This window comes from Pseudoflavonifractor sp., assembly GCF_050943825.1.
GTDB lineage: Bacteria > Bacillota > Clostridia > Oscillospirales > Oscillospiraceae > Pseudoflavonifractor.
In genome coordinates, this window is sequence record NZ_JBMNPX010000001.1 from 50,866 (window position 1) to 72,184 (window position 21,319).

General features: G+C 60.1%; 17 protein-coding genes and 1 pseudogene. 10 read left to right on the forward strand and 8 right to left on the reverse strand.

The window, feature by feature from the left end:
- The first annotated feature begins 72 nt into the window (after positions 1–72).
- From priA to ACOX7T_RS00340, 10 genes are all read left to right on the forward strand, one after another.
- Positions 73–2,547 (forward strand): primosomal protein N', encoded by a 2,475-nt coding sequence (gene priA / locus ACOX7T_RS00295; RefSeq protein ID WP_433438747.1) that lies wholly within the window; start codon positions 73–75, stop codon positions 2,545–2,547.
- A gap of 13 nt (positions 2,548–2,560) precedes the next feature.
- Positions 2,561–3,055, forward strand: a complete 495-nt coding sequence (gene def, locus ACOX7T_RS00300; protein ID WP_433438749.1) for a peptide deformylase — start codon at positions 2,561–2,563, stop codon at positions 3,053–3,055.
- A complete protein-coding gene (fmt, locus tag ACOX7T_RS00305) occupies positions 3,052–3,987 on the forward strand; it encodes a methionyl-tRNA formyltransferase (protein WP_433438751.1) in 936 nt (311 codons plus the stop codon). Before def ends, fmt begins: the two co-directional genes overlap by 4 nt.
- A 36-nt stretch (positions 3,988–4,023) precedes the next feature.
- Positions 4,024–5,367 carry a 16S rRNA (cytosine(967)-C(5))-methyltransferase RsmB gene (gene rsmB / locus ACOX7T_RS00310; RefSeq protein ID WP_433438753.1) on the forward strand — a complete coding sequence of 448 codons (1,344 nt, stop codon included), beginning with the start codon at positions 4,024–4,026 and terminating at the stop codon, positions 5,365–5,367.
- Between the two features lie 33 nt (positions 5,368–5,400).
- A complete protein-coding gene (gene rlmN, locus ACOX7T_RS00315; protein ID WP_433438755.1) occupies positions 5,401–6,423 on the forward strand; it encodes a 23S rRNA (adenine(2503)-C(2))-methyltransferase RlmN in 1,023 nt (340 codons plus the stop codon).
- 67 nt (positions 6,424–6,490) lie between these two features.
- Positions 6,491–7,216, forward strand: coding sequence for a Stp1/IreP family PP2C-type Ser/Thr phosphatase (locus ACOX7T_RS00320; protein ID WP_433438757.1), 726 nt, complete (start codon positions 6,491–6,493; stop codon positions 7,214–7,216).
- 149 nt (positions 7,217–7,365) lie between these two features.
- On the forward strand, positions 7,366–9,513 hold the full coding sequence (pknB, locus tag ACOX7T_RS00325; RefSeq protein ID WP_433438759.1) for a Stk1 family PASTA domain-containing Ser/Thr kinase: 2,148 nt from the start codon (positions 7,366–7,368) through the stop codon (positions 9,511–9,513).
- The gene (rsgA, locus tag ACOX7T_RS00330; protein ID WP_433438761.1) at positions 9,510–10,433 is read left to right on the forward strand and encodes a ribosome small subunit-dependent GTPase A; all 924 of its coding nucleotides are present in this window, start codon (positions 9,510–9,512) and stop codon (positions 10,431–10,433) included. The genes pknB and rsgA overlap by 4 nt, the downstream gene beginning before the upstream one ends.
- Positions 10,434–10,641: 208 nt before the next feature.
- The gene (locus ACOX7T_RS00335) at positions 10,642–10,791 is read left to right on the forward strand and encodes a hypothetical protein (RefSeq protein ID WP_433438763.1); all 150 of its coding nucleotides are present in this window, start codon (positions 10,642–10,644) and stop codon (positions 10,789–10,791) included.
- Entirely contained in the window at positions 10,757–13,858 is a 3,102-nt protein-coding gene (locus tag ACOX7T_RS00340) for an S-layer homology domain-containing protein (protein WP_433438765.1), read from the forward strand. The genes ACOX7T_RS00335 and ACOX7T_RS00340 overlap by 35 nt, the downstream gene beginning before the upstream one ends.
- Positions 13,859–13,951: 93 nt before the next feature.
- Here ACOX7T_RS00340 and ACOX7T_RS00345 read toward each other — a convergent pair.
- The 8 genes and pseudogenes from ACOX7T_RS00345 to ACOX7T_RS00380 all read right to left on the reverse strand — a co-directional run.
- Positions 13,952–14,149: pseudogene (locus tag ACOX7T_RS00345) on the reverse strand (manganese catalase family protein); the annotation flags it as partial.
- Positions 14,150–14,168: 19 nt separating this feature from the next.
- A complete protein-coding gene (gene nspC / locus ACOX7T_RS00350; protein ID WP_433438767.1) occupies positions 14,169–15,290 on the reverse strand; it encodes a carboxynorspermidine decarboxylase in 1,122 nt (373 codons plus the stop codon).
- Between the two features lie 3 nt (positions 15,291–15,293).
- The gene (locus tag ACOX7T_RS00355) at positions 15,294–16,553 is read right to left on the reverse strand and encodes a saccharopine dehydrogenase family protein (RefSeq protein WP_433438769.1); all 1,260 of its coding nucleotides are present in this window, start codon (positions 16,551–16,553) and stop codon (positions 15,294–15,296) included.
- A 37-nt stretch (positions 16,554–16,590) separates the two neighbouring features.
- Positions 16,591–17,451, reverse strand: a complete 861-nt coding sequence (gene speB, locus ACOX7T_RS00360; protein ID WP_433438771.1) for an agmatinase — start codon at positions 17,449–17,451, stop codon at positions 16,591–16,593.
- Positions 17,432–18,292 carry a polyamine aminopropyltransferase gene (speE, locus tag ACOX7T_RS00365; RefSeq protein ID WP_006572515.1) on the reverse strand — a complete coding sequence of 287 codons (861 nt, stop codon included), beginning with the start codon at positions 18,290–18,292 and terminating at the stop codon, positions 17,432–17,434. The genes speB and speE overlap by 20 nt, the downstream gene beginning before the upstream one ends.
- Before the next feature lie 4 nt (positions 18,293–18,296).
- Positions 18,297–19,766, reverse strand: a complete 1,470-nt coding sequence (locus ACOX7T_RS00370; RefSeq protein ID WP_433438773.1) for an aminotransferase class I/II-fold pyridoxal phosphate-dependent enzyme — start codon at positions 19,764–19,766, stop codon at positions 18,297–18,299.
- Positions 19,767–19,772: 6 nt separating this feature from the next.
- A complete protein-coding gene (gene speD, locus ACOX7T_RS00375) occupies positions 19,773–20,531 on the reverse strand; it encodes an adenosylmethionine decarboxylase (RefSeq protein ID WP_006572517.1) in 759 nt (252 codons plus the stop codon).
- A gap of 541 nt (positions 20,532–21,072) precedes the next feature.
- Entirely contained in the window at positions 21,073–21,279 is a 207-nt protein-coding gene (locus tag ACOX7T_RS00380; RefSeq protein WP_433438775.1) for a DUF4177 domain-containing protein, read from the reverse strand.
- Positions 21,280–21,319: the final 40 nt, after the last annotated feature.

The following is a 21,319-nucleotide window of genomic DNA, read 5'->3' on the forward strand; positions in this document are numbered from 1 at the left end:
AGGGCGGCAGCGCCTGTCACTTGCCTTTTGCGGGATAGTTGGACAAGTATCATCACCGGAGGGAGCAGCGGCGTGGAACAGGTCATTCTGGCAAAAGTAGCCCTCAGTGCGGCCACCTTTGCGATTGATAAGCCCTACGACTATCTGCTCCCCGACGAGCTGCGGGAGAGCGCCGCGCCCGGCATGCGGGTCCTGGTGCCCTTCGGGGCGGGAAACCGCCGGATTGAGGGCGTTATTCTGGCCCTGGGCCAGGGGCAGAGGAACGCAAAGCTGAAGGCGGTAATTGCTCTGCTGGACGACAACCCTGTGCTGGACAGCGAGAGTATCCAGCTGGCGCTGTGGATGCGGGAGCGGTATTTCTGCACCGTGTATGAGGCCGCCCGGGCCATGCTGCCGGCGGGACTGTACTTCTCTCTCCAGGATCAGTACCACATCGCCAAGGGCGTGGACAAGGAGGCGGCCTATGAAGCCGCAGGCCGGTCCGACTATGCCCGACGGATTCTGGATCTGGCCTACGCCTGCGGCGGAACCGCCGAGATGGGACAGATCCGCGGGGCCTTCGGGACCAAAGACCCCAACCCGGCCATCAAGCTGCTGACGGAGCGGGGCATCCTGACCCTGGAGACCAGCGCGTCCCGGGGTGTGGGGGACAAGACCGAGCAGGTGGTGTCCCTTGCCGTCCCGCCGGAGGAGGCGCTGGCCCTGACGGCCCCCAAGCGTAAGACCGCGCCCCTGCGCTATGCGGTGGTAGAGCTGTTGTCGGCCATTGGGCAGGCATCCTCCAAGGAGATTTGCTACTTTACCGGCGCGTCGGCCGCCACACTGCGGTCCCTCGTGAAGAGCGGGCTGGTCGTCATGGAAAAGCGGGAGGTGTTCCGCCGCGCTGCGCCGGAGCAGGGGGAGCCTGCACCTCCAGTGGTGCTCAACGGGGAGCAGACGGCGGCCTTTGAGGGCATTGACAGGCTGTGCGCGGCGGGAAAGTCCGCCGCCGCCCTGCTCTACGGCGTCACCGGAAGCGGCAAGACCCAGGTCTATATCCGCCTCATTCAGGAAACCCTGAAGCGGGGAAGAAGCGCCATGGTGCTGGTGCCCGAGATTGCGCTGACGCCTCAGCTGCTTCATATCTTCACCTCCCACTTCGGCGACGCCATTGCCGTGCTTCACAGCTCCCTGCGGGCCGGGGAGCGGTACGACGAGTGGAAGCGGGTGCGGGCCGGGAAGGCCAGAGTGGTCATCGGAACCCGGTCTGCGGTGTTTGCACCCCTGCAGAACTTGGGCCTCATCGTGCTGGATGAGGAGCAGGAGTACACCTACAAATCGGAGAACGTCCCCCGGTACCACGCCCGTGACGTGGCCAAGTTCCGCTGCGCCCGCAGCGGTGCGGTGCTCCTTCTGGGTTCCGCCACACCCTCTGTGGAGAGCATGTACCTGGCCAAAACCGGAGTCTATCATCTCTTCACCCTCCGCAGCCGGTACAACACCAGGGCGCTGCCCCAGGTGCGGATTGTGGACATGAAACGGGAGCTGCGGGGCGGAAACGGCTCCGATATCAGCCAGCAGCTCCGGGAGGAGCTCAAAGCCAATCTTGAGCGGGGAGAGCAGAGCATCCTTTTCCTCAACCGCCGGGGCAACAGCCGGATGGCCGCCTGCGGCGAGTGCGGTGAGGTGCCGTCCTGCCCCCGGTGCTCGGTCTATCTGACCTATCACTCGGCCAATGGGCGGCTGATGTGCCACTACTGCGGCCACTCGGAGCGTCTGCCCGACGCCTGCCCCCACTGCGGCGGCTCCTTTCACTTCATCGGCACCGGAACTCAGAAGGTGCAGGAGGAGCTGGAGGCGCTGTTTCCCGGTACTGAGGTGATGCGGATGGACACGGACACCGTGTCTGCCGTGCAGTCCCATGAGAAGCTGCTCTCCCGCTTTGAGAAGGAGAAGGTGCCCATCCTGGTGGGAACACAGATGGTGGCCAAGGGGCTGGACTTTGAAAATGTCACCCTGGTGGGTGTCGTCTCAGCGGACCTCTCGTTGTATGTGGACGACTACCGGGCGGGGGAGCGGACCTTCTCTCTCCTTACTCAGGTGGTGGGCCGGGCTGGCCGGGGCGAAAAGACCGGTCGGGCCATCATCCAGACCTTTACACCGGAAAATGAGGTCATTACCACCGCCGCGGCCCAGGATTACGACACATTCTATCAGCAGGAGATTACCATGCGCCGGGTGCGGGGCTGCCCTCCCTTCCGGGACCTCTTCGTGCTCACTGCCTCCGGGACGGAGGAGAGCCGGGTGCTGCGGATGTGCGTCCGGCTGCGCCGCACGCTGGAGAGCTGGTTTGCAGACCCGGCCTATCAGGGCCTGGATGTTCAGCTGTTGGGTCCGGCGCCTGCGTCGGTGGCCAAGGTAAACAACCGGTACCGTTACCGGCTGACCATATCCGGGCATAATTCAAAGACCCTGCGTACTCTGGTGGCGGCGCTGCTCTGTGCCGCCCACAACGACAAGGAAATGAGAGGGGTATCCGTGTTTGCGGATGTAAACCCCATGGATTAAGGAGGAATATACCATGGCACTTCGTACCATTATTACCAAAGGCGACCCTGTGCTGAATAAAAAGGCCCACCTGGTCACCAATTTTGATGAGAAGCTGGCGCTTCTGCTGGACGATATGGTGGAGACTCTGCGGGACTCCGGCGGCGTGGGCCTGGCTGCCCCTCAGATCGGTATTCTCCGCCGGGTGGTGGTGGTTATCAACGACGAGAACCAGGTCATCGAGCTGGTCAACCCTGAGATCATCGCCACTGAGGGTGAACAGGTGGGCTTTGAGGGCTGCCTGTCCGTACCCGGCCGCTGGGGCAGGGTGACGCGCCCCATGAAGGCCAGAGTCAAGGCTCAGAACCGGAAGGGCGAGTGGTTTGAGGTGGAGGACGAGGGGCTGACCGCCCGGTGCTTCTGCCATGAGCTGGACCACCTGGACGGCCACCTTTTCACCGAGCTGACCGACAAGCTCTACACCTCCGAGGAGCTGGAGGAGCTGATGGAGCAGGAGGGGCAGGCGTGAGAATTCTCTTCATGGGCACCCCGGAATTTGCCGTCCCCTCTCTGGAGGCCCTGGTGGCCGCCGGGCATGAGATCTGCGGGGTGTTCTCCCAGCCGGATAAGCCGGTGGGACGGCACCAGAACAAGCTCCAGCCAACGCCTGTAAAGGAATGTGCCCTTGCACATAATATTCCGGTTTTCCAGCCCGTGAAGATGCGGGACGGCACCGCCCTGGCCCAGATTCAGGCACTGGAGCCTGAGCTGATTGTGGTGGCGGCCTACGGAAGAATCCTGCCTGACGACATCCTGGCCTGTCCGCCCAAGGGGTGCATCAACGTCCACTCCTCGCTGCTGCCCAAGTATCGGGGCGCGGCGCCCATCAACTGGGCGGTCATCAACGGTGATACGGAGTCCGGCGTTACCATCATGCACATGGCAACCGAGCTGGATGCAGGTGATATCATTGCCCAGGAGTCCACGGAAATTGGACCCGATGAGACGGCTGAGGAGCTGTACCGCCGCCTGTCCATTCTGGGTGCCGACCTTCTGGTTCAGGCGGTCAGCGCCATTGAGGCGGGTATCGCCCAGCGGACACCTCAGAACAGCGAGGAGGCCACCTTGGCCCCCATGCTGGGCAAGGAGCTCTCGCCCATGGACTGGAGCCGCAACGCCCACGCCCTCCACTGCCAGGTCCGGGGCCTGCTGCCCTGGCCGGTGGCGTCTACGGATAAGCTGACCGGTGAGACTATCAAGGTCTACCGTACGGAGGAGACGGGCGACAAGACCCAGGCACAGCCCGGCACTGTTCTGGCTGCCGGAAAGCAGGGCATCGACGTGGCCTGCGGCGAGGGGACTGTGCTCCGTATCACTGAGCTCCAGGCCCCTGGCAAGAAGCGGATGAAGGCGGTGGACTATCTGCGGGGTCACCCCATTGCCGTCCAGTCTCAGGACTGATTGAGAGAAACGTAAGAGAGAAAGAGGGAAATACCCATGCCAAGCACCGACCAAACTGCCCGGGAGACCGCGTTGCTGGCGCTGTCTGCCTGTGAACGGCAGGGGGCCTGGTCCGACGGATTTCTGAAAAAAACACTGCGGGAGGCCGGGCTGGACAGCCGGGACGCGGCGCTGGCCACACGGCTGTGCTTCGGGGTGCTCCAGAACCGGCTGCTGCTGGACTTCTATATCGGGAAATTCTCCACCACACGGCCGGAGAAAATGGAGATCAAGGTGCGCAACGCCCTCCGCCTTGGGGTCTATCAGATGGCCTTTATGACCAAGATTCCCCACAATGCGGCGGTAAACGAGTCGGTAGAGCTGACCAAGAAGCACTGCAAGAATCCCCGGGCCGCAGGCATGGTCAACGGGGTGCTCCGGAACGTGTCCCGGAACATCGACCGCCTGCCGGTGATTGAGAGCGGCAGCAGGGAGGAGTACCTCTCCATCCGCTACAGTCACCCCCTGTGGCTGGTGCGGGAATTTACCGCTCTGCTGGGCAGCGAGGAGGCGGAGGCACTGCTGGAGGCGGACAACGGCCAGCCGCCCATCACCGCCCAGATCAATACCTGCCGGGCTACCATGGAGCAGACGCTGGAGCGCCTGGCCGAGGCCGGCGTGGAGGCCCAGCCCCATCCCTGGCTGCCCGACTGCCTGGTGCTGTCTGGGACGGGGAACCTGGAGCACCTCACCGCCTTCAGGGAGGGACTGTTCTATATCCAGGACCCCGCTGCCCGGCTGGCTGTGGAGGTGGCAGACCCCAAGCCGGGGATGAAGGTGCTGGATGCCTGTGCCGCGCCCGGCGGCAAGTCCTTTGCCTCTGCTATCCGGATGAAAGGCGAGGGGGAGATCCAGTCCTGCGACATCCATGCCCACAAAGAGAAGCTGATTCAGGCCGGAGCAGAGCGGCTGGGCTTTACCTGCATCAAGACCGCCGTGATGGACGGAAAGAAGCACCGTCCGGCCTTTGAAAATGCCTTTGACGTGGTGATTGCCGACGTGCCCTGTTCCGGCCTGGGTATCATCCGCAAGAAGCCGGATATCCGCTACAAGGACCCGGAGCCGCTGGCGGGACTGCCGGAGGTGCAGAGCGCCATTCTGGATAACGTGGCCACCTATGTGAAGCCGGGCGGCGTGCTGCTCTATGCCACCTGTACCCTCCTGGAGAGGGAAAACGGCGACGTGGTGCGCGGTTTCCTTGACAGGAATAAAGACTTTACACTTGAGAAATTCCAACTGCCGGAGCCGCTTGGAAGGGCGGACAACGGTATGTTTACCTTCTGGCCTCAGCGCCATGGAACCGACGGCTTCTTTATTGCAAAGCTGAGGCGGAACACCTGAGCGGCACTGACCGCTTCAAGGAGCGACACAGATATGACCGATATCAAATCCATGAATCAAGCGGAGATGGCAGACTATTTCCGGGAGCTGGGGGAGCCGGCCTTTCGGGCCAAGCAGGTGTTCCAGTGGCTCCACCGGGGCGCCGTCTCCTTCGACGATATGACCAACCTTTCCAAGGGCCTGCGGGAAAAGCTGAGCGGCAGCTGCTATATTACAGCACCTGTTGTGGAGAGAAAACAGGTCTCAGCCCAAGATGGAACCATAAAATACCTCTGGAAGCTGAGAGACGGAAACTGCATCGAAACTGTTTTGATGCGCTACCACCATGGGAATACTGTATGCATCTCTTCCCAGGTGGGCTGCCGCATGGGCTGCGCCTTCTGCGCGTCCACACTTGGCGGCAAGGTAAGAAACTTGACACCGTCTGAAATGCTGGACCAGGTGCTCTTTACCCAGCTGGATTCCGGGGTGCCTATTTCCAATATTGTGCTGATGGGAATTGGCGAGCCGCTGGACAATTTTGACACTGTCATGCGCTTCCTGGAGCTGGTAAATCATCCGGATGGACTCAATATCGGCATGCGCCATATCTCCCTGTCCACCTGCGGTTTGGTCGAAAAAATTGACAAACTGGCCGATCTTCGGTTACAATTGACGTTGTCTGTCTCCCTGCACGCGCCGGACGACGAGACCCGCTCCCGCATTATGCCGGTGAACAAGGCTGTGGGTGTGGAGCGGCTGTTTGATACCTGCCACCGGTATTTCGAAAAGACCGGACGGCGGATTTCCTACGAGTACGCCATGATTGACGGCGTCAACGACTCGGACTGGCAGGCTGACCTGCTGGCCAAGCACCTCAAGGGGACACCGGGACATGTGAACCTGATCCCGCTCAACGAGGTGAAGGAGAGCCCGCTGAAGCCCAGCCGCAGGGTAGAGGCATTCCAGAAGCGGCTGGAGCAGCACGGCATCACAGTAACGGTGCGGCGCAAGCTGGGCGGGGACATCGACGCATCCTGCGGCCAGCTGCGCAGGAAGGCCATGCAGGGGACCTGAGAGAAGACGCCGCCTGTTTGCGGAGGGCGGCAGAGAGAAAACTGTCCGCAGAGAAGAGGCAATCGACATGATAAAAGCGTGGGGCATCACAGACCGTGGTGCCGTCAGACATCAGAATCAGGATGCCTATTACCTGGATGTACCGGACGAAGGTCTGGCGCTGGCGGTGGTCTGTGACGGGATGGGCGGCGCCAAGGCGGGGAACGTGGCCAGCACTCTGGCGGTGGATACCTTTGTGGAGGCACTGCGCACCGGCAGCATCGACGCCCAGGAGCCGGACGAGGCCCTTGCCGGGGCTGCGGAGCTGGCCAACCGGGCGGTCTTTGAACGGGCGGGCAGCGATCCGGCCTGCCAGGGCATGGGCACCACCATGGTGGCTGTGCTGGTAGCCGGGCATGGGGCTCATATCCTCAACATCGGGGACAGCAGATGCTACCTGGTGACGGAGGAGGGGATTTCCCGCGTGACCCGGGACCACTCTGTGGTGGAGGATCTGGTCCAGAAGGGCCGGATTACACCTGAGGAGGCCCGACTGCACCCCCGTAAGAACCTGATTACCCGAGCTCTGGGTGCGGAAGAGCACGTGAGAGCTGATTTGTACCGCCTGGACCTGAAAGAAGGGGACTGCCTCCTGTTGTGCTCAGATGGGTTGTCCAATATCGTTACAGACCAGGAGATACTCTATGAGATTATCCACGGCGGAGAAAAAGCGGACTGCTGCCGCCGGCTGCTGGATATCGCCATGTCCCGGGGCGCGCCGGACAATGTGACGGCAGTGCTGCTTCAGGCATGACGCACTGCGCCGTACCCAGTGTGCGGCAGATGCCGGCTGTCGGGCAGAACGGGCAGCGCCGCGGCTCACCTTTGGGTTTCCATACAGCCGCACGAAAATCCGGCCATTCTCACCTGATGTGAACAAGGCCCTCGAGGAGGAGATTTACCATGGATCAATACATAGGTAAATTACTCGATAACCGATATGAAATCCTGGAGCGCATCGGCTCCGGCGGTATGGCAGTGGTGTATAAGGCCCGCTGCCACCGGCTCAACCGGCTGGTCGCCATCAAAATTCTGAAGAGCGACCTGGCTCAGGACGCGGAGTTCCGCCGCCGGTTCCACGACGAGTCCCAGGCTGTCGCCATGCTGTCCCACCCCAATATCGTGGCGGTGTACGACGTCTCCCACTCCGATGACCTGGACTATATCGTCATGGAGCTGATTGACGGCATCACCCTCAAGCAGTACATGCAGAAGAAGGGCGAGCCGCTGAACTGGCGTGAGGCACTGCATTTTATTACCCAGATTATGAAGGGCCTCTCCCACGCCCACAGCCGGGGCATTATCCATCGGGATATCAAGCCCCATAACATCATGGTGCTGCGGGATGGCAGCGTGAAGGTGGCTGACTTCGGCATTGCCCGGCTTACCTCTGCGGCCCAGAACACCCTGACCCAGGAGGCACTGGGGTCTGTCCACTATATCTCGCCTGAGCAGGCCCGGGGCAGTTATATCGACGCCCGCAGCGATATCTACTCCGCAGGCGTGGTACTCTATGAGATGCTGACCGGCCGCCTGCCCTATGAAGGCGACTCGCCCATCTCGGTGGCCATCCAGCATATCAACTCCATCCCGCTTTCGCCCCGTGAGATCAACCCGGATATTCCCGAGGCGCTGGAGGAGATCACCATGAAGGCCATGGCCTCCAACGTGGATCAGCGCTATGTCTCCGCTGACGCCATGCTGGTGGACCTGGAGGAATTCCGGAAGAACCCCAGCATCAACTTTGACTATGCAGATGTGGACCTGCTCAACAGCAGCGACGAGCCCACTCAGGTCATGAAGACCGGGGGCACACACAATACCTTTCACGGCGCTGGCAGTGCAGCTGCGGCCCGTCAGACTGCCGGAAACAGTCAGGGAAGGGGTACACCGGAGCCCCAACGGCGCCGCAAGAGCCGGGAAGAGGACTATGAGGATGACTATGACGACTATGACCGCCACGGCCGGTCGGAAAAGGGAAGTCCGGTTCCTGTTATTCTTGCCATAGGCGCCATCATCATCTTCCTTGCCGGAATCGGATATTTCCTGTGGGTGTCCTTCCTTGGACCACTGCTCAATCCGAATATTCCCCTGTACACCACCCCTCAGGTAGTGGGTATGACCCTGGAAGAAGCCCAAAATGACAGTGATGTATTGGAAAATGGCTTTACAGTAGAAGTCGAAAAAACGGTGGAAAGTGAAGAGTACCCGGAAGGGGAGATTATCGAGCAGAGCCCTAACTCGGGTACCCAGGTTCAGTCCGGCGAGCGCACCATCAAGGTGACGGTCAGCGGCGGCAGCGCCTCTGATATCAAAATGGGCCACTATGAGAACAAGAAGCTGGACGAGGTCAAGACCCTGCTGGAGAGCAAGGGGATTGTCGTAAAGGTGGAAGAGCAGGCTTCTGAGGAAGTCACAAAGGACTATATCATCTCCCAGAGCCCTGAAGAGGGAACTGCGCTCAAGGCGGGAGATGAGGTTACGCTGGTGGTGAGCACAGGCCCCGACCTCGAACCCATCACCATGATTGACCTGCGGGGCCAGCCCCTGGAGCAGGCCAAGAAGTGGCTGGAGCAGATGGATTTGATTTTGGGAACCCCCGTGGAGGTCTATGACGACGTTCAGCCTGTCGGCTATGTGGTTAGCCAGGATAAGGAGCCCAGAACCGAGGTTCTGCCCAAGACCATTGTCAACCTGACCGTCAGCAAGGGGCCGGATCCCAATGCTGGCGCCACTGAGTCGCCCGATCCTTCGGAGAGCGGAGGGGAGACCACCGCGCCGCCCACTGAGAGCGTGACACCCAGTCCTTCTCCCTCCACCTCTCAGCCCACAGTACAGAAGACCATCCGGATTGAGCTGCCCTCTGACCGGAACCTGGTCCATGTGGTGGTGACCGTGAATGGGCAGACCCAATATGATGACACTGTGGACACGGTGTTCCGTGTGATTACACCGCCGCTTACTGCGCCGGAGGGTACCATGCAGGCAGAGGTGTGCGTCTATCTGGACGATCAGCTTCAGAGTACCACCTATATTGATTTTGTAAAATGAGTGAAGGTATCATTTTAAAAGCCCTCAGCGGCTTCTATTATGTGGATGACGGAAGCGGCGCCCCACCGACAGCCTGCCGGGCCAGGGGGCGCTTCCGCCACGCAAAAATCTCCCCGCTTGTGGGGGATAGGGTCCGTTTTACGCCGTTACCGGACGGCAGCGGCGCTGTGGACGAGATCCTGCCCCGCCGCAACCAGTTCCAGCGCCCGGCAGTAGCCAACATTGACCAGATGGTGATCATTGCTTCCGGCGCTGTTCCGGTTACAGACCCGTTCCTTATCGACCGCATGATCTCGCTGGCGACCTGGAAAGGCTGCGAAAGTATCATCTGCCTGAATAAGTGCGATCTGGATTCCGCACAGTCTCTCTATGAGATTTATCGCTCCGCCGGTTTTACCACGCTGCGTGTCAGCGCTGGGACGGGGGATGGCATTGACGAACTGGCTGAGATAATAGCTGGAAAGGTATCTGCCTTTACAGGCAACTCGGGCGTAGGAAAATCAAGTATTCTCAATGCGCTGGAGCCGGGCTTTGGGCTCCCGGTGGGCGAGGTAAGCGACAAGCTGGGGCGGGGCAGACACACCACTCGTCACGTGGAACTGTTCCGGCTGAAGAATGGAGCGATTGTAGCGGATACCCCTGGATTCTCCTCCTTTGATACTGAACAGATGGAGGGCTGCCGCAAGGAGGACCTTGCGGCCACCTTCCGAGAATTTGAGCCTTATCTGGAGCAGTGCCGGTTTACCGGCTGCGCCCATGTAAAAGAGAAGGGCTGTGCGGTTCTCGCAGCGCTTAAGGAAGGGAAAATTGCACCCAGTCGGCATGAGAGCTATGTCCGTCTCTACAACGAGGCAGCTCAGCGTAAGGATTGGGAAGAGAAGAAACGGAGCGTACAGAACAGCAACAAGGTAATTAAATAAGGCGTAAGCACATGAGGCGCCCCCGGTATTGCCGGGGGCGCTCTTTTTGTGATGGCGGGGCATACAGGCGGCACAATTTTTGTTAAAAAATAATTTAAATAAGAATTCCCCATATTGCCATTGACAAGTAAAGATGGAAACACTATAATGGGGCAGCTTAAATCAATAGTAACATAGTAGGGAATTATAATAGAAAATGGAGAGAAAGATGAAACCATACATTAAAAAGATACCGATTGTGCTGACTGCAGCTGCGCTGGTTGGTCAGCTCTCCCTTCCGGCTGCAGCAATTGTAGCTGTTCAGCCCCGTGCATTTCAGGGCGATGACGCTTCGGTCTTGGCTGCTGAATGGGAATAACCTTGGCGGCGTAGGCGCGGACGGCATACTGACAGAGGAGGAGCGGCAGGGAGTTACCGAACTGAACCTCTCCGGCCTGGGTCTGACCAGTTTGGAAGGCCTGGAGGCGTTCCCCAATCTTCAGTTGCTGGATTGTTCCCGGAATAGCCTGACGCAGCTGGATCTGTCCCAGAACCCCGCACTGGTTCAGCTGTATTGCTCCAATAACCGGCTGACCAGCCTGGACGTGTCTCAGAATATGAATCTGGAGCACCTCGGTTGCAGCTTTAACCGAATTACCCAGCTGGACCTGACTGGCCACAGCAAGCTGATCGCCCTGAACTGTGAGATGAACCTGCTGACCAGCCTGACGCTGACCGGATGCACAGACCTGTTGTCTATGTATTGCCGGAACAACCTGCTGACCAGCCTGGATCTGACTGACAACACCAAGCTGGTGTTTATTGAGACCTTTGACAACCGGCTGACTTCCATTGACGTGAGTGGACTTGCAAATCTCAGATTCCTTCATATCGATCACAACCGGCTCACTGAGCTGGATATGAGCCACAATACAAAGCTGGAGGGCGGCGGCTTTGTGGCGCGGAACAATTTCATGGAGAAGATTTATCTGCCCAATCAGCCGGGTCTTATCGTCTATCTGGACGACTACGAGGAGCAGGACCCCTTTGATGGCCATGACCGGGCGGCCTGGTTCCTGGATCCCGAGTTCCGGACTCCCGCACCCGCTGAGCTTGAAGCCGCAGGTCAGACCCTGTACAGCCAGCGGATTCCCAACAAGTATACCATCTATTTCTCCGCCAATGGCGGCAATGGCTCTATTGCCGGTGTGCCAGCTCAGTGGGACAGTGATGTGCAGCTGCCCGGAGGCATGGGGCTCAGCCGCTATGGCTACACCTTCTCCAAGTGGAACACCCAGCCCAAGGGCGATGGTACAGCGTATGAGAGCAGCCAGAGTGTGCGCAACCTGGCTGGCCGTAAGACCGACGGCGACCGTATTACCCTCTATGCCCAGTGGACGCCCAACCAGTACACCATCCAGTTGAACCCCAACGGCGGTGAGGGTGAGGTCAAGACCATGACTGCTACCTACGGCCAGAGCATTGCGCTGGAGGCCAATACCTTCACCAAGGAAGGTAAGGAGTTTGCCGGCTGGGCTACCACACCGGGCGGCGCCGTGCGCTACGCTGATAAGGCGCAGGTTCAGAGCCTGACTGGTGAGGCAGATGGAGTGGTGAACCTCTATGCAGTGTGGAGAACGCCGCTCAGCGAGATTCAGAAGCCCTATCTGGAGGAGCTGGAGACAGAGTTTAAGGCATACAGGGAAGCCTCCTATACCGCAGAGGACTGGGGAAAACTCTCCAGCGCCTATGCCGACGGCATGAGTAAGATTCAGGGCACCGAATCCACCACTGTGATGGACAGGGCTGTGGAGACTGCTAAGGAGGCCATGGAGGCTGTTCTCACCATTGAAAAGCGCGTGGAGGAAATTACCGCCTCCTGGAGGGCAGACCGCAAATCCGCTCTTGACAGTTTGTCCGGCAAGAACCTGACCGAGTCCAACGCCCAGCAGTCTGCCGCACTGGCTCAGGCCGCGCTGGCGGATCTGGCTCAGGATAAGCTGGTGACCCGCAGTACTCTTACTGGAGAAGATGACCGAAATCTGGTGGTGGGCAAAGCAGCAGAGCAGCTGCAGCCAAAGGCAGACGAGCTGATGACCATGAAGCAGGCTGCCGAGTGGCTGGAATCCCTTGGCGGCCTGACCCTCCGGTCCATGGCTCAGGTGCAGGAGGAGCATCTGGGAGACTATCAGAATGCCATTTCCAGTTATAATTCTCTGGATGAGAAGCTGAAAAGCTACATCAGTGAGAGCGTGTCCGCCGACCTGGAGCAGCGCTACGAGCTGGCAGGACAGAAGCGCACCGAGACCCAGCTGCTTCAGAGTAAGTATGATGGCCTGGACCAGAGCGAGTATTCTGCCAAGGGTCAGGCAGCGCTGTCCAGTGCACTGAACAAGGGCCTGTCCGCTATCCGTTCTGCCAATTCGGTAGAGGCGGCTCAGCAGGCCGGTGCAGATGCCTGGAAGCAGATCAGCCAGGTTCTCACTGCCGACCAGGAGCCTGTCACCCCGCCTGAGGGTGGTGGTGGAAGTACCGGCGGTGGCGGCGGTGGTACTGGCGGCGGAGGAGGTGCCAGTGGTGGCGGAAGCGCTGGCGGTGGTGGCTCTTCCACTGAGGAGCCTGAGGAGTCTGTCACCGTGACTGTGACGGACGAAAAGACCGGCGCCACTGCTCAGGTGACCACTGCGCCCGATGGCAAGGTGACCGCTCAGGTGACCATTCCCAATGACGTGGACCATGCTACGATCCGTATCCCCTGCAAGACGGCCAATCCGGGCACTGTGGCAGTTCGGATTCTGGCGGACGGAACCCGCCAGGTGCTGCCCCGCACGGTATATCAGGACGGCGCGCTGGCTGTCCGGCTGGACGAGTCCGCCTCCATTGAGCTGGTGGACAACAGCAAGAGCTTTTCCGACGTGGCTGCCGGGGATTGGTTTGCCGACTCCGTACAGTTTACCGCCAGCCGGGAGCTGTTCTCCGGCGTGGGCAACGGTGGCTTTGCCCCCTATGACACCATGACCCGCTCCATGCTGGTTACGGTGCTCCACCGGCTGGAGGGCAGTCCTGCTCCCACCGCAAGCGGCAGCTTCCAGGATGTGCTTCAGGGCACCTGGTACAGCACTGCGGCTGACTGGGCGGCAGAGCAGGGGATTACCAGCGGTACCTCCGCGGGCCTCTTTGACCCCAACGCGCCCATCACCCGGGAGACCCTGGCCCTGATGCTCTACCGCTGTGCCGGCAGCCCTGTGGTTGCCGTTGATGGGAAGCTGGAGAGCTTCCGGGATGGGGCGCAGATCTCCTCCTGGGCCCGCGAGGCCATGGAGTGGGCATGCGCCAACGGCATCCTGACCGGCGACAATAACGGACAGCTGCGGCCCCAGGCCGACAGCACCCGTGCTGAGGTCGCTGCCATGCTGACCCGTTTTGTGTCCCTGACCACGCTGTAACAGAGAAGCGAACAGGCGGCGCGGAGAATTCCGCGCCGCCTGTTGTACTATAAAAGTAAGGGCCCCCGGCATGTGCCGGGGGCCCTTGTATTTTTATTTGTCGAAGGCAGGGTTGGTGAAGTAGACGTTTTTCTGGTCCATCTTCTCCTTGGCCAGGCGGACCGCCTCGCCAAAGCGCTGGAAATGGACGATCTCCCTCTCGCGAAGGAAGCGAATCACGTCGTTGACATCGGGGTCGTCAGACATGCGCAGAATATTGTCGTAGGTCACGCGTGCCTTCTGCTCTGCTGCGTTGGCATAAGAGCAACCTTCAGGAGAGCCGGCCCTTAAAGTCCTCGTACCCGAATTGCCGGACCACCCGCTGGTTGCCATCCCTGTCTCGCCAGACGATGGAGGGGAGGGGCATGCCGTTGAAGGTGTTGGTTTTGACCATGGTGTAGAGGGCCATGTCCTCAAAGACCAGCGTGTCTCCCTCGTGGAGGGGATTGTCAAAGGAGTAGTCTCCAATGATATCGCCCGCCAGGCAGGTGGGGCCGCCCAGACGGTAGGTGTATGCCTTCTCGCCGGGCTGTCCGCTGTTCTGAAGGGGAGGCCGGTAGGGCATCTCCAGCACGTCGGGCATGTGGCAGGCGGCGGAGGTATCCAGAATGGCGATGTCCATGCCGTTGTGCAGGGTTTCCAGTACGCTTGTCACCAGGAATCCGGCGTTGAGCACCACAGCCTCGCCCGGCTCCAGATAGACCTCCACACCGTAGCGGTCCTTCAGACGGAGCACCAGTCTGATGAGCCGCTCCCGATCGTAGTCGGTACGGGTGATATGGTGCCCACCGCCCAGGTTGAGCCACTTCAGCCCCTTCAGATAGGGGCCGAACTTGGCCTCAAAAGCGTCCAGAGTGGTCTCCAGGTCGTCGGAGTTCTGCTCACAGAGGGTGTGGAAATGGAGACCGTCCAGCAGGGGCAGCTGCTCAGGCTTGAAGTTGGCCAGGGTGGTGCCCAGCCGGGAGCCGGGAGAACAGGGGTCGTAGATGGCATGGCCCTCCTGGGTGGAGCATTCGGGATTGATCCGCAGGCCCACCTGCTTGCCCGCTTCTCTGGCCCGCAGGGCGTACTTCTCCAGCTGCCGGGGGGAGTTAAAGACAAAGTGGTCGGCGTACTCCAACAGGGCCTGGAATTCGTCCTCTCGGTAGGCGGGGGAGAACACGTGTACCTCACCGGGGAAGTGCTCCTTACCCAGCCGAGCCTCGTAGAGGCCGCTGGCGGTGCTGCCGGAGAGGTACTGTGCCAGCAGGGGATAGCAGGCGAACATGGAGAAAGCCTTCTGGGCCAGCAGGATTTTGGCGCCGGAGCGCTCTGCCACATCCTTCAGAATCTCCAGGTTGTGGACCAGCTGCTCCTCATCCACCAGAAAATAAGGGGTGCGCAGCTCCGCCATGGCTCAGTCCACCAGGGCGGGGGTGTCGTTGATCTGCCAGGGCAGGCCCCACTTGTTCAGGGCGTCCATGTAGGGATCGGGATCGAACTCCTCCACGGTGTACACGCCGGGCTTGTTCCACTTGCCGGTAAGGAGCATCATGGCGCCGATCATGGCGGGCACACCGGTGGTGTAGCTGATGGCCTGGGAGCCCACCTCCTTGTAGCACTCCTGGTGGTCGCAGACATTGTAGATGTAGGCGGTCTTCTCCTTGCCGTCCTTCCTGCCGGTGAAGATACAGCCGATGTTGGTCTTGCCCACGGTGCGGGGGCCCAGGGAGGCGGGGTCGGGCAGCAGGGCCTTGAGGAACTGGATGGGCACAATCTGGTGGCCCTCGAACTCCACGGGAGTGGTGGACAGCATGCCCACGTTCTCCAGACACTTCATGTGGGTCAGATAGCTCTGGCCGAAGGTCATGAAGAAGCGGATGCGCTTGACGCCGGGGATGTTCTTGGCCAGGGACTCGATCTCCTCGTGGTGGAGGAGGTACATGTCCTTCTGACCCACCTGGTCGAAGTTGTACTCCCGCTTGATGGACATGGCGGGGATCTCAACCCAGTGGCCGTTCTCCCAGTAGGAGCCGGGAGCGGACACCTCACGGAGGTTGATTTCGGGGTTGAAGTTGGTGGCGAAGGGGTAGCCGTGGTCGCCGCCGTTGCAGTCCAGAATGTCGATGGTGTCGATCTGGTCGAAGAGATGCTTCTGGGCGTAGGCACAGTAGGCCTGAGTCACGCCGGGGTCAAAACCGGAGCCCAGCAGGGCGGTGAGGCCGGCCTGCTCGAACTTCTCCTTATAAGCCCACTGCCAGGAGTAGTCGAAGTAGGCGGAGAAGCCCTCCTCCTTGCAGCGCTTGTCGTAGACGGCGCGCCACTCGGGGTCGTCGATGTCCTCGGGCTCATAGTTGGCGGTGTCCATGTAGTTGACGCCGCAGGCCAGGCAGGCGTCCATGATGGTGAGATCCTGATAGGGAAGGGCGATGTTCATCACCAGGTCGGGCTGAACCTTCTTGATGAGGGCGATCACCTCGTCCACCTTGTCGGCGTCCACCTGGGCGGTGGTGATTTTGGTCTTGGTCTTGCCCTCCAGCTGGGCCTTCACGGCCTCGCACTTGCTGACGGTGCGGCTGGCGATGCAGATCTCCTCAAAAACCTCGCTGTTCTGGCAGCACTTGTGAATGGCCACCCCGGCCACGCCGCCGCAGCCGATGATCAGTACCTTTGCCATGTTTCATTCCTCCTGTATGTTGAAAAATAACAGACAATCAATTCCCGCTGCTGAGGGCCAGCAGCATCTCCCGGACCACCTTGGCGGCTACCGCGTTGGACACGCCGCTCTGGTCGAAGGGAGGGCAGAGCTCGTTGACATCGCAGCCCACCACGTTGCAGCGGCTGCACACCAGAGTCGCCGCCCGGCGCAGGGCGTCAAAGGACACGCCGCCGGGCTCGGGGGTACCGGTGCCGGGAAACACCGACGGGTCCATCACGTCCAGGTCCACGGTGAAGTAGACCGGGACGTTGCCCAGCTGTTCCACCACATCCTCCAGGCCCTCCAGGTCGAAGGGGTGGCAGGTCACATGGTCCTTGCCCCAGCGCCACTCCTCACGGTCGCCGGAGCGGATGCCGAACTGAAAGATTTTGCCGTCTCCGGTCAGCTCCCAGCAGCGGCGGATGACGCAGGCGTGGGACAGGGGCACACCCAGGTATTCCTCACGCAGGTCGGTGTGGGCGTCAAAATGGATGATGGCCACGTCGGGGTACTTCCGGTGCACCGCCCGGAAGGCGCCCAAGGTCACCAGATGCTCGCCGCCGATGAGGAAGGGGCGCTTGTCGGCGGAGAGAATCTCCTCCGCTCTCGCCTCAATGTCGGCCAGAGCCAGCTCAGAGCTGCCCATGGACAGCTCCAGGTCACCGCTGTCCAGCACCGCGCAGTCGGACAGGTCCTTGTCCTGATAGGGGCTGTACAGCTCCAGCCCGTAAGACTCCCGCCGCAGGGCGGAGGGGCCGAAGCGTGTGCCGGGCCGGTTGGAGGTGGTGGAGTCAAAGGGTGCGCCGAAGAGCACGGTCTCAGCCTGCTCAAAGGGACAGTCGCAGCCCATATATACGTCAATCTGCGGATTCAACATTTTTCAGCAGCTCCTCTACGTAGGCGGGGATATAGAACGCGCCCTTGTGCAGCATGGTGGTGTAGTACTTGCAGCTGAGCTTCCGGGCGTTCCAGCGGACCTCGTCCAGGTCCCGCAGGGGGTGGTACTTCTTGCTGGCAAAGCCGAAGAGCCAGTGGCCGGAGGGGTAGGTGGGGATGTGGGCCTGGTACACCTTGGCCAGGGGGAAGGACTCCACAATCCGCTTGTGAGCACGCTGACAGGCCACGGCGTCCTCCTGATAGAAGGGGCTCTCGTGCTGGTTGACCATGATGCCGTCCGCGCGCAGGGCCTTGGAGCAGTTGCCGTAAAACTCACGGGTGAACAGACCCTCACCGGGGCCGAAGGGGTCGGTGGAATCCACGATGATGAGGTCATACTGTTCCACAGGGGTACGGACGTACCGCAGGCCGTCCTCATAGTGGATGGACACCCGGGGGTCGTCCAGGCTGCAGGTGGTGAAGGGGAGATAACGCCTGCACACCTCCACTACCTGGGGGTCAATCTCCACCAGGTCGATGTGCTCAATCTCCGGATAGCGGCACAGCTCCCGCACCACGCCGCCGTCGCCGCCGCCGATGACCAGTACGTCTTTCACGTTGGGGTGGACGGCCATGGGGATGTGCACCATCATCTCGTGGTAGATGAACTCGTCCTTCTCGGTGAGCATCATGTAGCCGTCCAGGGTGAGGAAGCGACCGAACTCCTGGGAATCGAACACGTCGATCCGCTGGAACTCGCTCTGGCCGCTGTACAGCTGCTTGTCCACCCGGATGGACAGCTTTACATTGGGGGTGTGGGCCTCACGAAACCAAAGCTCCATACCGTCAGTCCTCCTTTAAGTCCAAAACATTCAGGCAGGTGATATCGGGGTCCTCCGGGCCGGTCATGGAGCAGCCCTTTTCCTTGGCGTAGAGGATGTAGGCGATGATATCCTGCGTGATGCGCTCGCCCGGCGTCAGGATGGGGATTCCGGGGGGATAGCACATGACAAATTCGCTGCACACCCGGCCCACGGTATCCTCCAGAGGCAGCCGCTCCTTGGGGGCGTAGAAGGCCCGCTGGGGGGATACCACAACCTCCGGGTCGATATACTCCTGCTTCATCAGTCCGGCGCTGCTCTTGCCGAAGCGTCGGCGCACCTCGCTGAGGGCGGAGACCAGCCGCTCAATCTCTCTGGGACGGTCGCCGATGGAGAGATAGGCCAGGATGTTGCCCAGGTCGCCGAACTCAATCTGGATGTCGTACTCGTCCCGCAGCAGGTCGTACACCTCAATGCCTGCCAGGCCGATGTTCAGGGTATTGACCGACAGCTTGGTGATGTCAAAGTCGTACACGCTGTCGCCGTTGATGAGCTCCTTGCTGAAGGCGTAGTACCCGCCGATGGCGTTGATCTCCTCCCGGGCGTAGTCCGCCATCCGCATAACCCGGCCAAACTCCTCCCGGCCACGGAGGGCCAGGTTGCGCCGGGCGATGTCCAGACTGCTGAGGAGCAGATAGGAGGCGCTGGTGGTCTGGGTCAGGTTGATGATCTGCCGCACGTGGCCGGGGGACATGTTGGGGCCGGCCAGCAGCAGGCTGCTCTGGGTCAGGCTGCCGCCCGACTTGTGCATGGATACGGCGGCCAGGTCAGCCCCCGCCTCCATGGCGGACATGGGCAGGTCCTCGTGAAAATAGAAGTGGGTGCCGTGGGCCTCGTCGGCCAGGCAGAGCATGCCGTGGGCGTGGGCCAGCTCTACAATGGCCTTCAGGTCGGAGCAGATACCGTAGTAGGTGGGGTTGTTCACCAGCACAGCCTTGGCGTCCGGGTTTTCACGGATAGCCCGCTCCACCTCGCTGACCTTCATGCCCAGGGGGATCCCCAGACGGTCGTCGCACTCGGGGTTGACATAGACAGGGACGGCGCCGCACAGCACCATAGCGCCCATAACACTGCGGTGGACGTTGCGGGGCAGGATGATTTTCTCTCCGCCCTTGACCGCCGAGAGCACCATGCTCTGCACGGCGCTGGTGGTGCCGCCCACCATCAGGAAGGCATGGGCCGCGCCAAAGGCGTCCGCCGCCAAGTATTCCGCATCCCGTATGACCGACACGGGGTGGCACAGGTTGTCCAGGGGTTTCATGGAGTTGACGTCCATGCTCACGCAGGTCTCGCCCAGCAGACGGGCCAGCTCCGGGTTGCCCCGGCCCCGCTTGTGGCCGGGAACGTCAAAGGGAACCACACGCATGCTGCGGAAACGCTCCAGCGCCTCATAAATGGGTGCGCTGGTCTGATCCAAAACCGGCATGCTTCTCATCTCCTATCAGTAGATATTGCGGCCGCTGAAGATCTCAATCATCTCACGGCGGATGTTGTCCATAATCTCAAGCCGCACCTGGGGAGGAAGCTCATAGACGTCGGTCTTGAACAGATAGTTCTGCAGGTTGATATCCTTCAGCATCATCTTGGTGTGGTAGAGGTTGGCGCTGTATACGTTCACGTCCACTGCGTCGTAGCGGCGGAGGGTGGCGGGGTCGATGTAGTCCTGGATGGATCGGACCGTGTGGTCCATGAAGAGCTTTTTGCCGTTCACATCCCGGGTGAAGCCACGGACCCGGTAGTCCATGGTGATGATATCCGAGTCAAAGGAACCAATCAGGTAGTCCAGGGTGGAGAGGGGCGTGATCTCACCGCAGGTGGCCACGTCGATGTCCACACGGAAAGTGGCCAGGCTGGTCTCCGGGTGATACTCCGGATAGGTGTGCACCGTCACATGGCTCTTGTCCAGGTGGGCCAGCTGGGTTTTGCCAGCCGGAATCATGGAGCCCTCGGCGATGAGAATGGTGACCGACGCACCCTGTGGCTCATAGTCCTGCTTGGCGATGTTGAGCACCTTGGCGCCGATCATATCGGTCAGGGAGGTGAGGATATTGGTCAGACGCTCCGAGTTGTACTGCTCGTCGATATAGGCGATATAGTCCCGCTGCTCCCGGGGGGTCTTGGCGTAGCACACATCATAGATGTTGAAGCTCAGCGCCTTGGTCAAATTGTTGAAGCCGTAAAGCCTCATTTTCTCTCCCATTTCCCAACACTCCTGTCAGGGCCCTGTACAGAACCCGTGATACTTCCTGACAAATGCGCGCCGCAAAAAAGAAAAACAGGTAATGTGAAAACCACATTACCTGTAAAACAGTCTTTTGTCCGTCAAACCTGACTCTATGGCGCGGCACAAGAGAAGAGCAGACGGCAAAATGCCGCTGTGCCCGGAGAGGTCGGTTGATACAGCTTCATACAGAGTCTATATAGCAAATACTTACTTTTACTACTCTTATTGACCGTTTTACAAGTTGATGCGTGGAATTCACGCGGCGGTACCAGATAGAACCAACTTATAAAATTGAGCTTTTAACTCAATCAATAATGGCAACATTTCAGTTGCCTTCGGCAGTTGACCCGGCTGTCCGTATGGCCTTAACCCGAGCGGGTGGTCAGAAGAAATATTTGCATGGATACTCTGTAAAAACTCATATCACATGACGAGAAGCAGTATATCGAAAAAAACGAAATTTGTCAATCCTTTTCCATCGTGTCCGACATATTCCGCGCTGCCTGGGAAGGGGGCGCTATTCGTCCCGCTGGAACACCAGAGACATGGTCTCAATGTCGCCGGTGCCTCTTGTTTCAATTGGCACATAGCCGCAGTAGGTCCAGCCCTGGAGAATCCGATCCCGGATGATATCCTCCACGCCGTCAAAGCCGTACTTACTGCCCTTGCCGAAGCCGTAGCCGCAAAGCTCAGACTTGACTCTTACAAACTCCACCTTTTTCACGGCCTGCGCCCCCTTTCATGAGAGTATTATACCGTCAGAG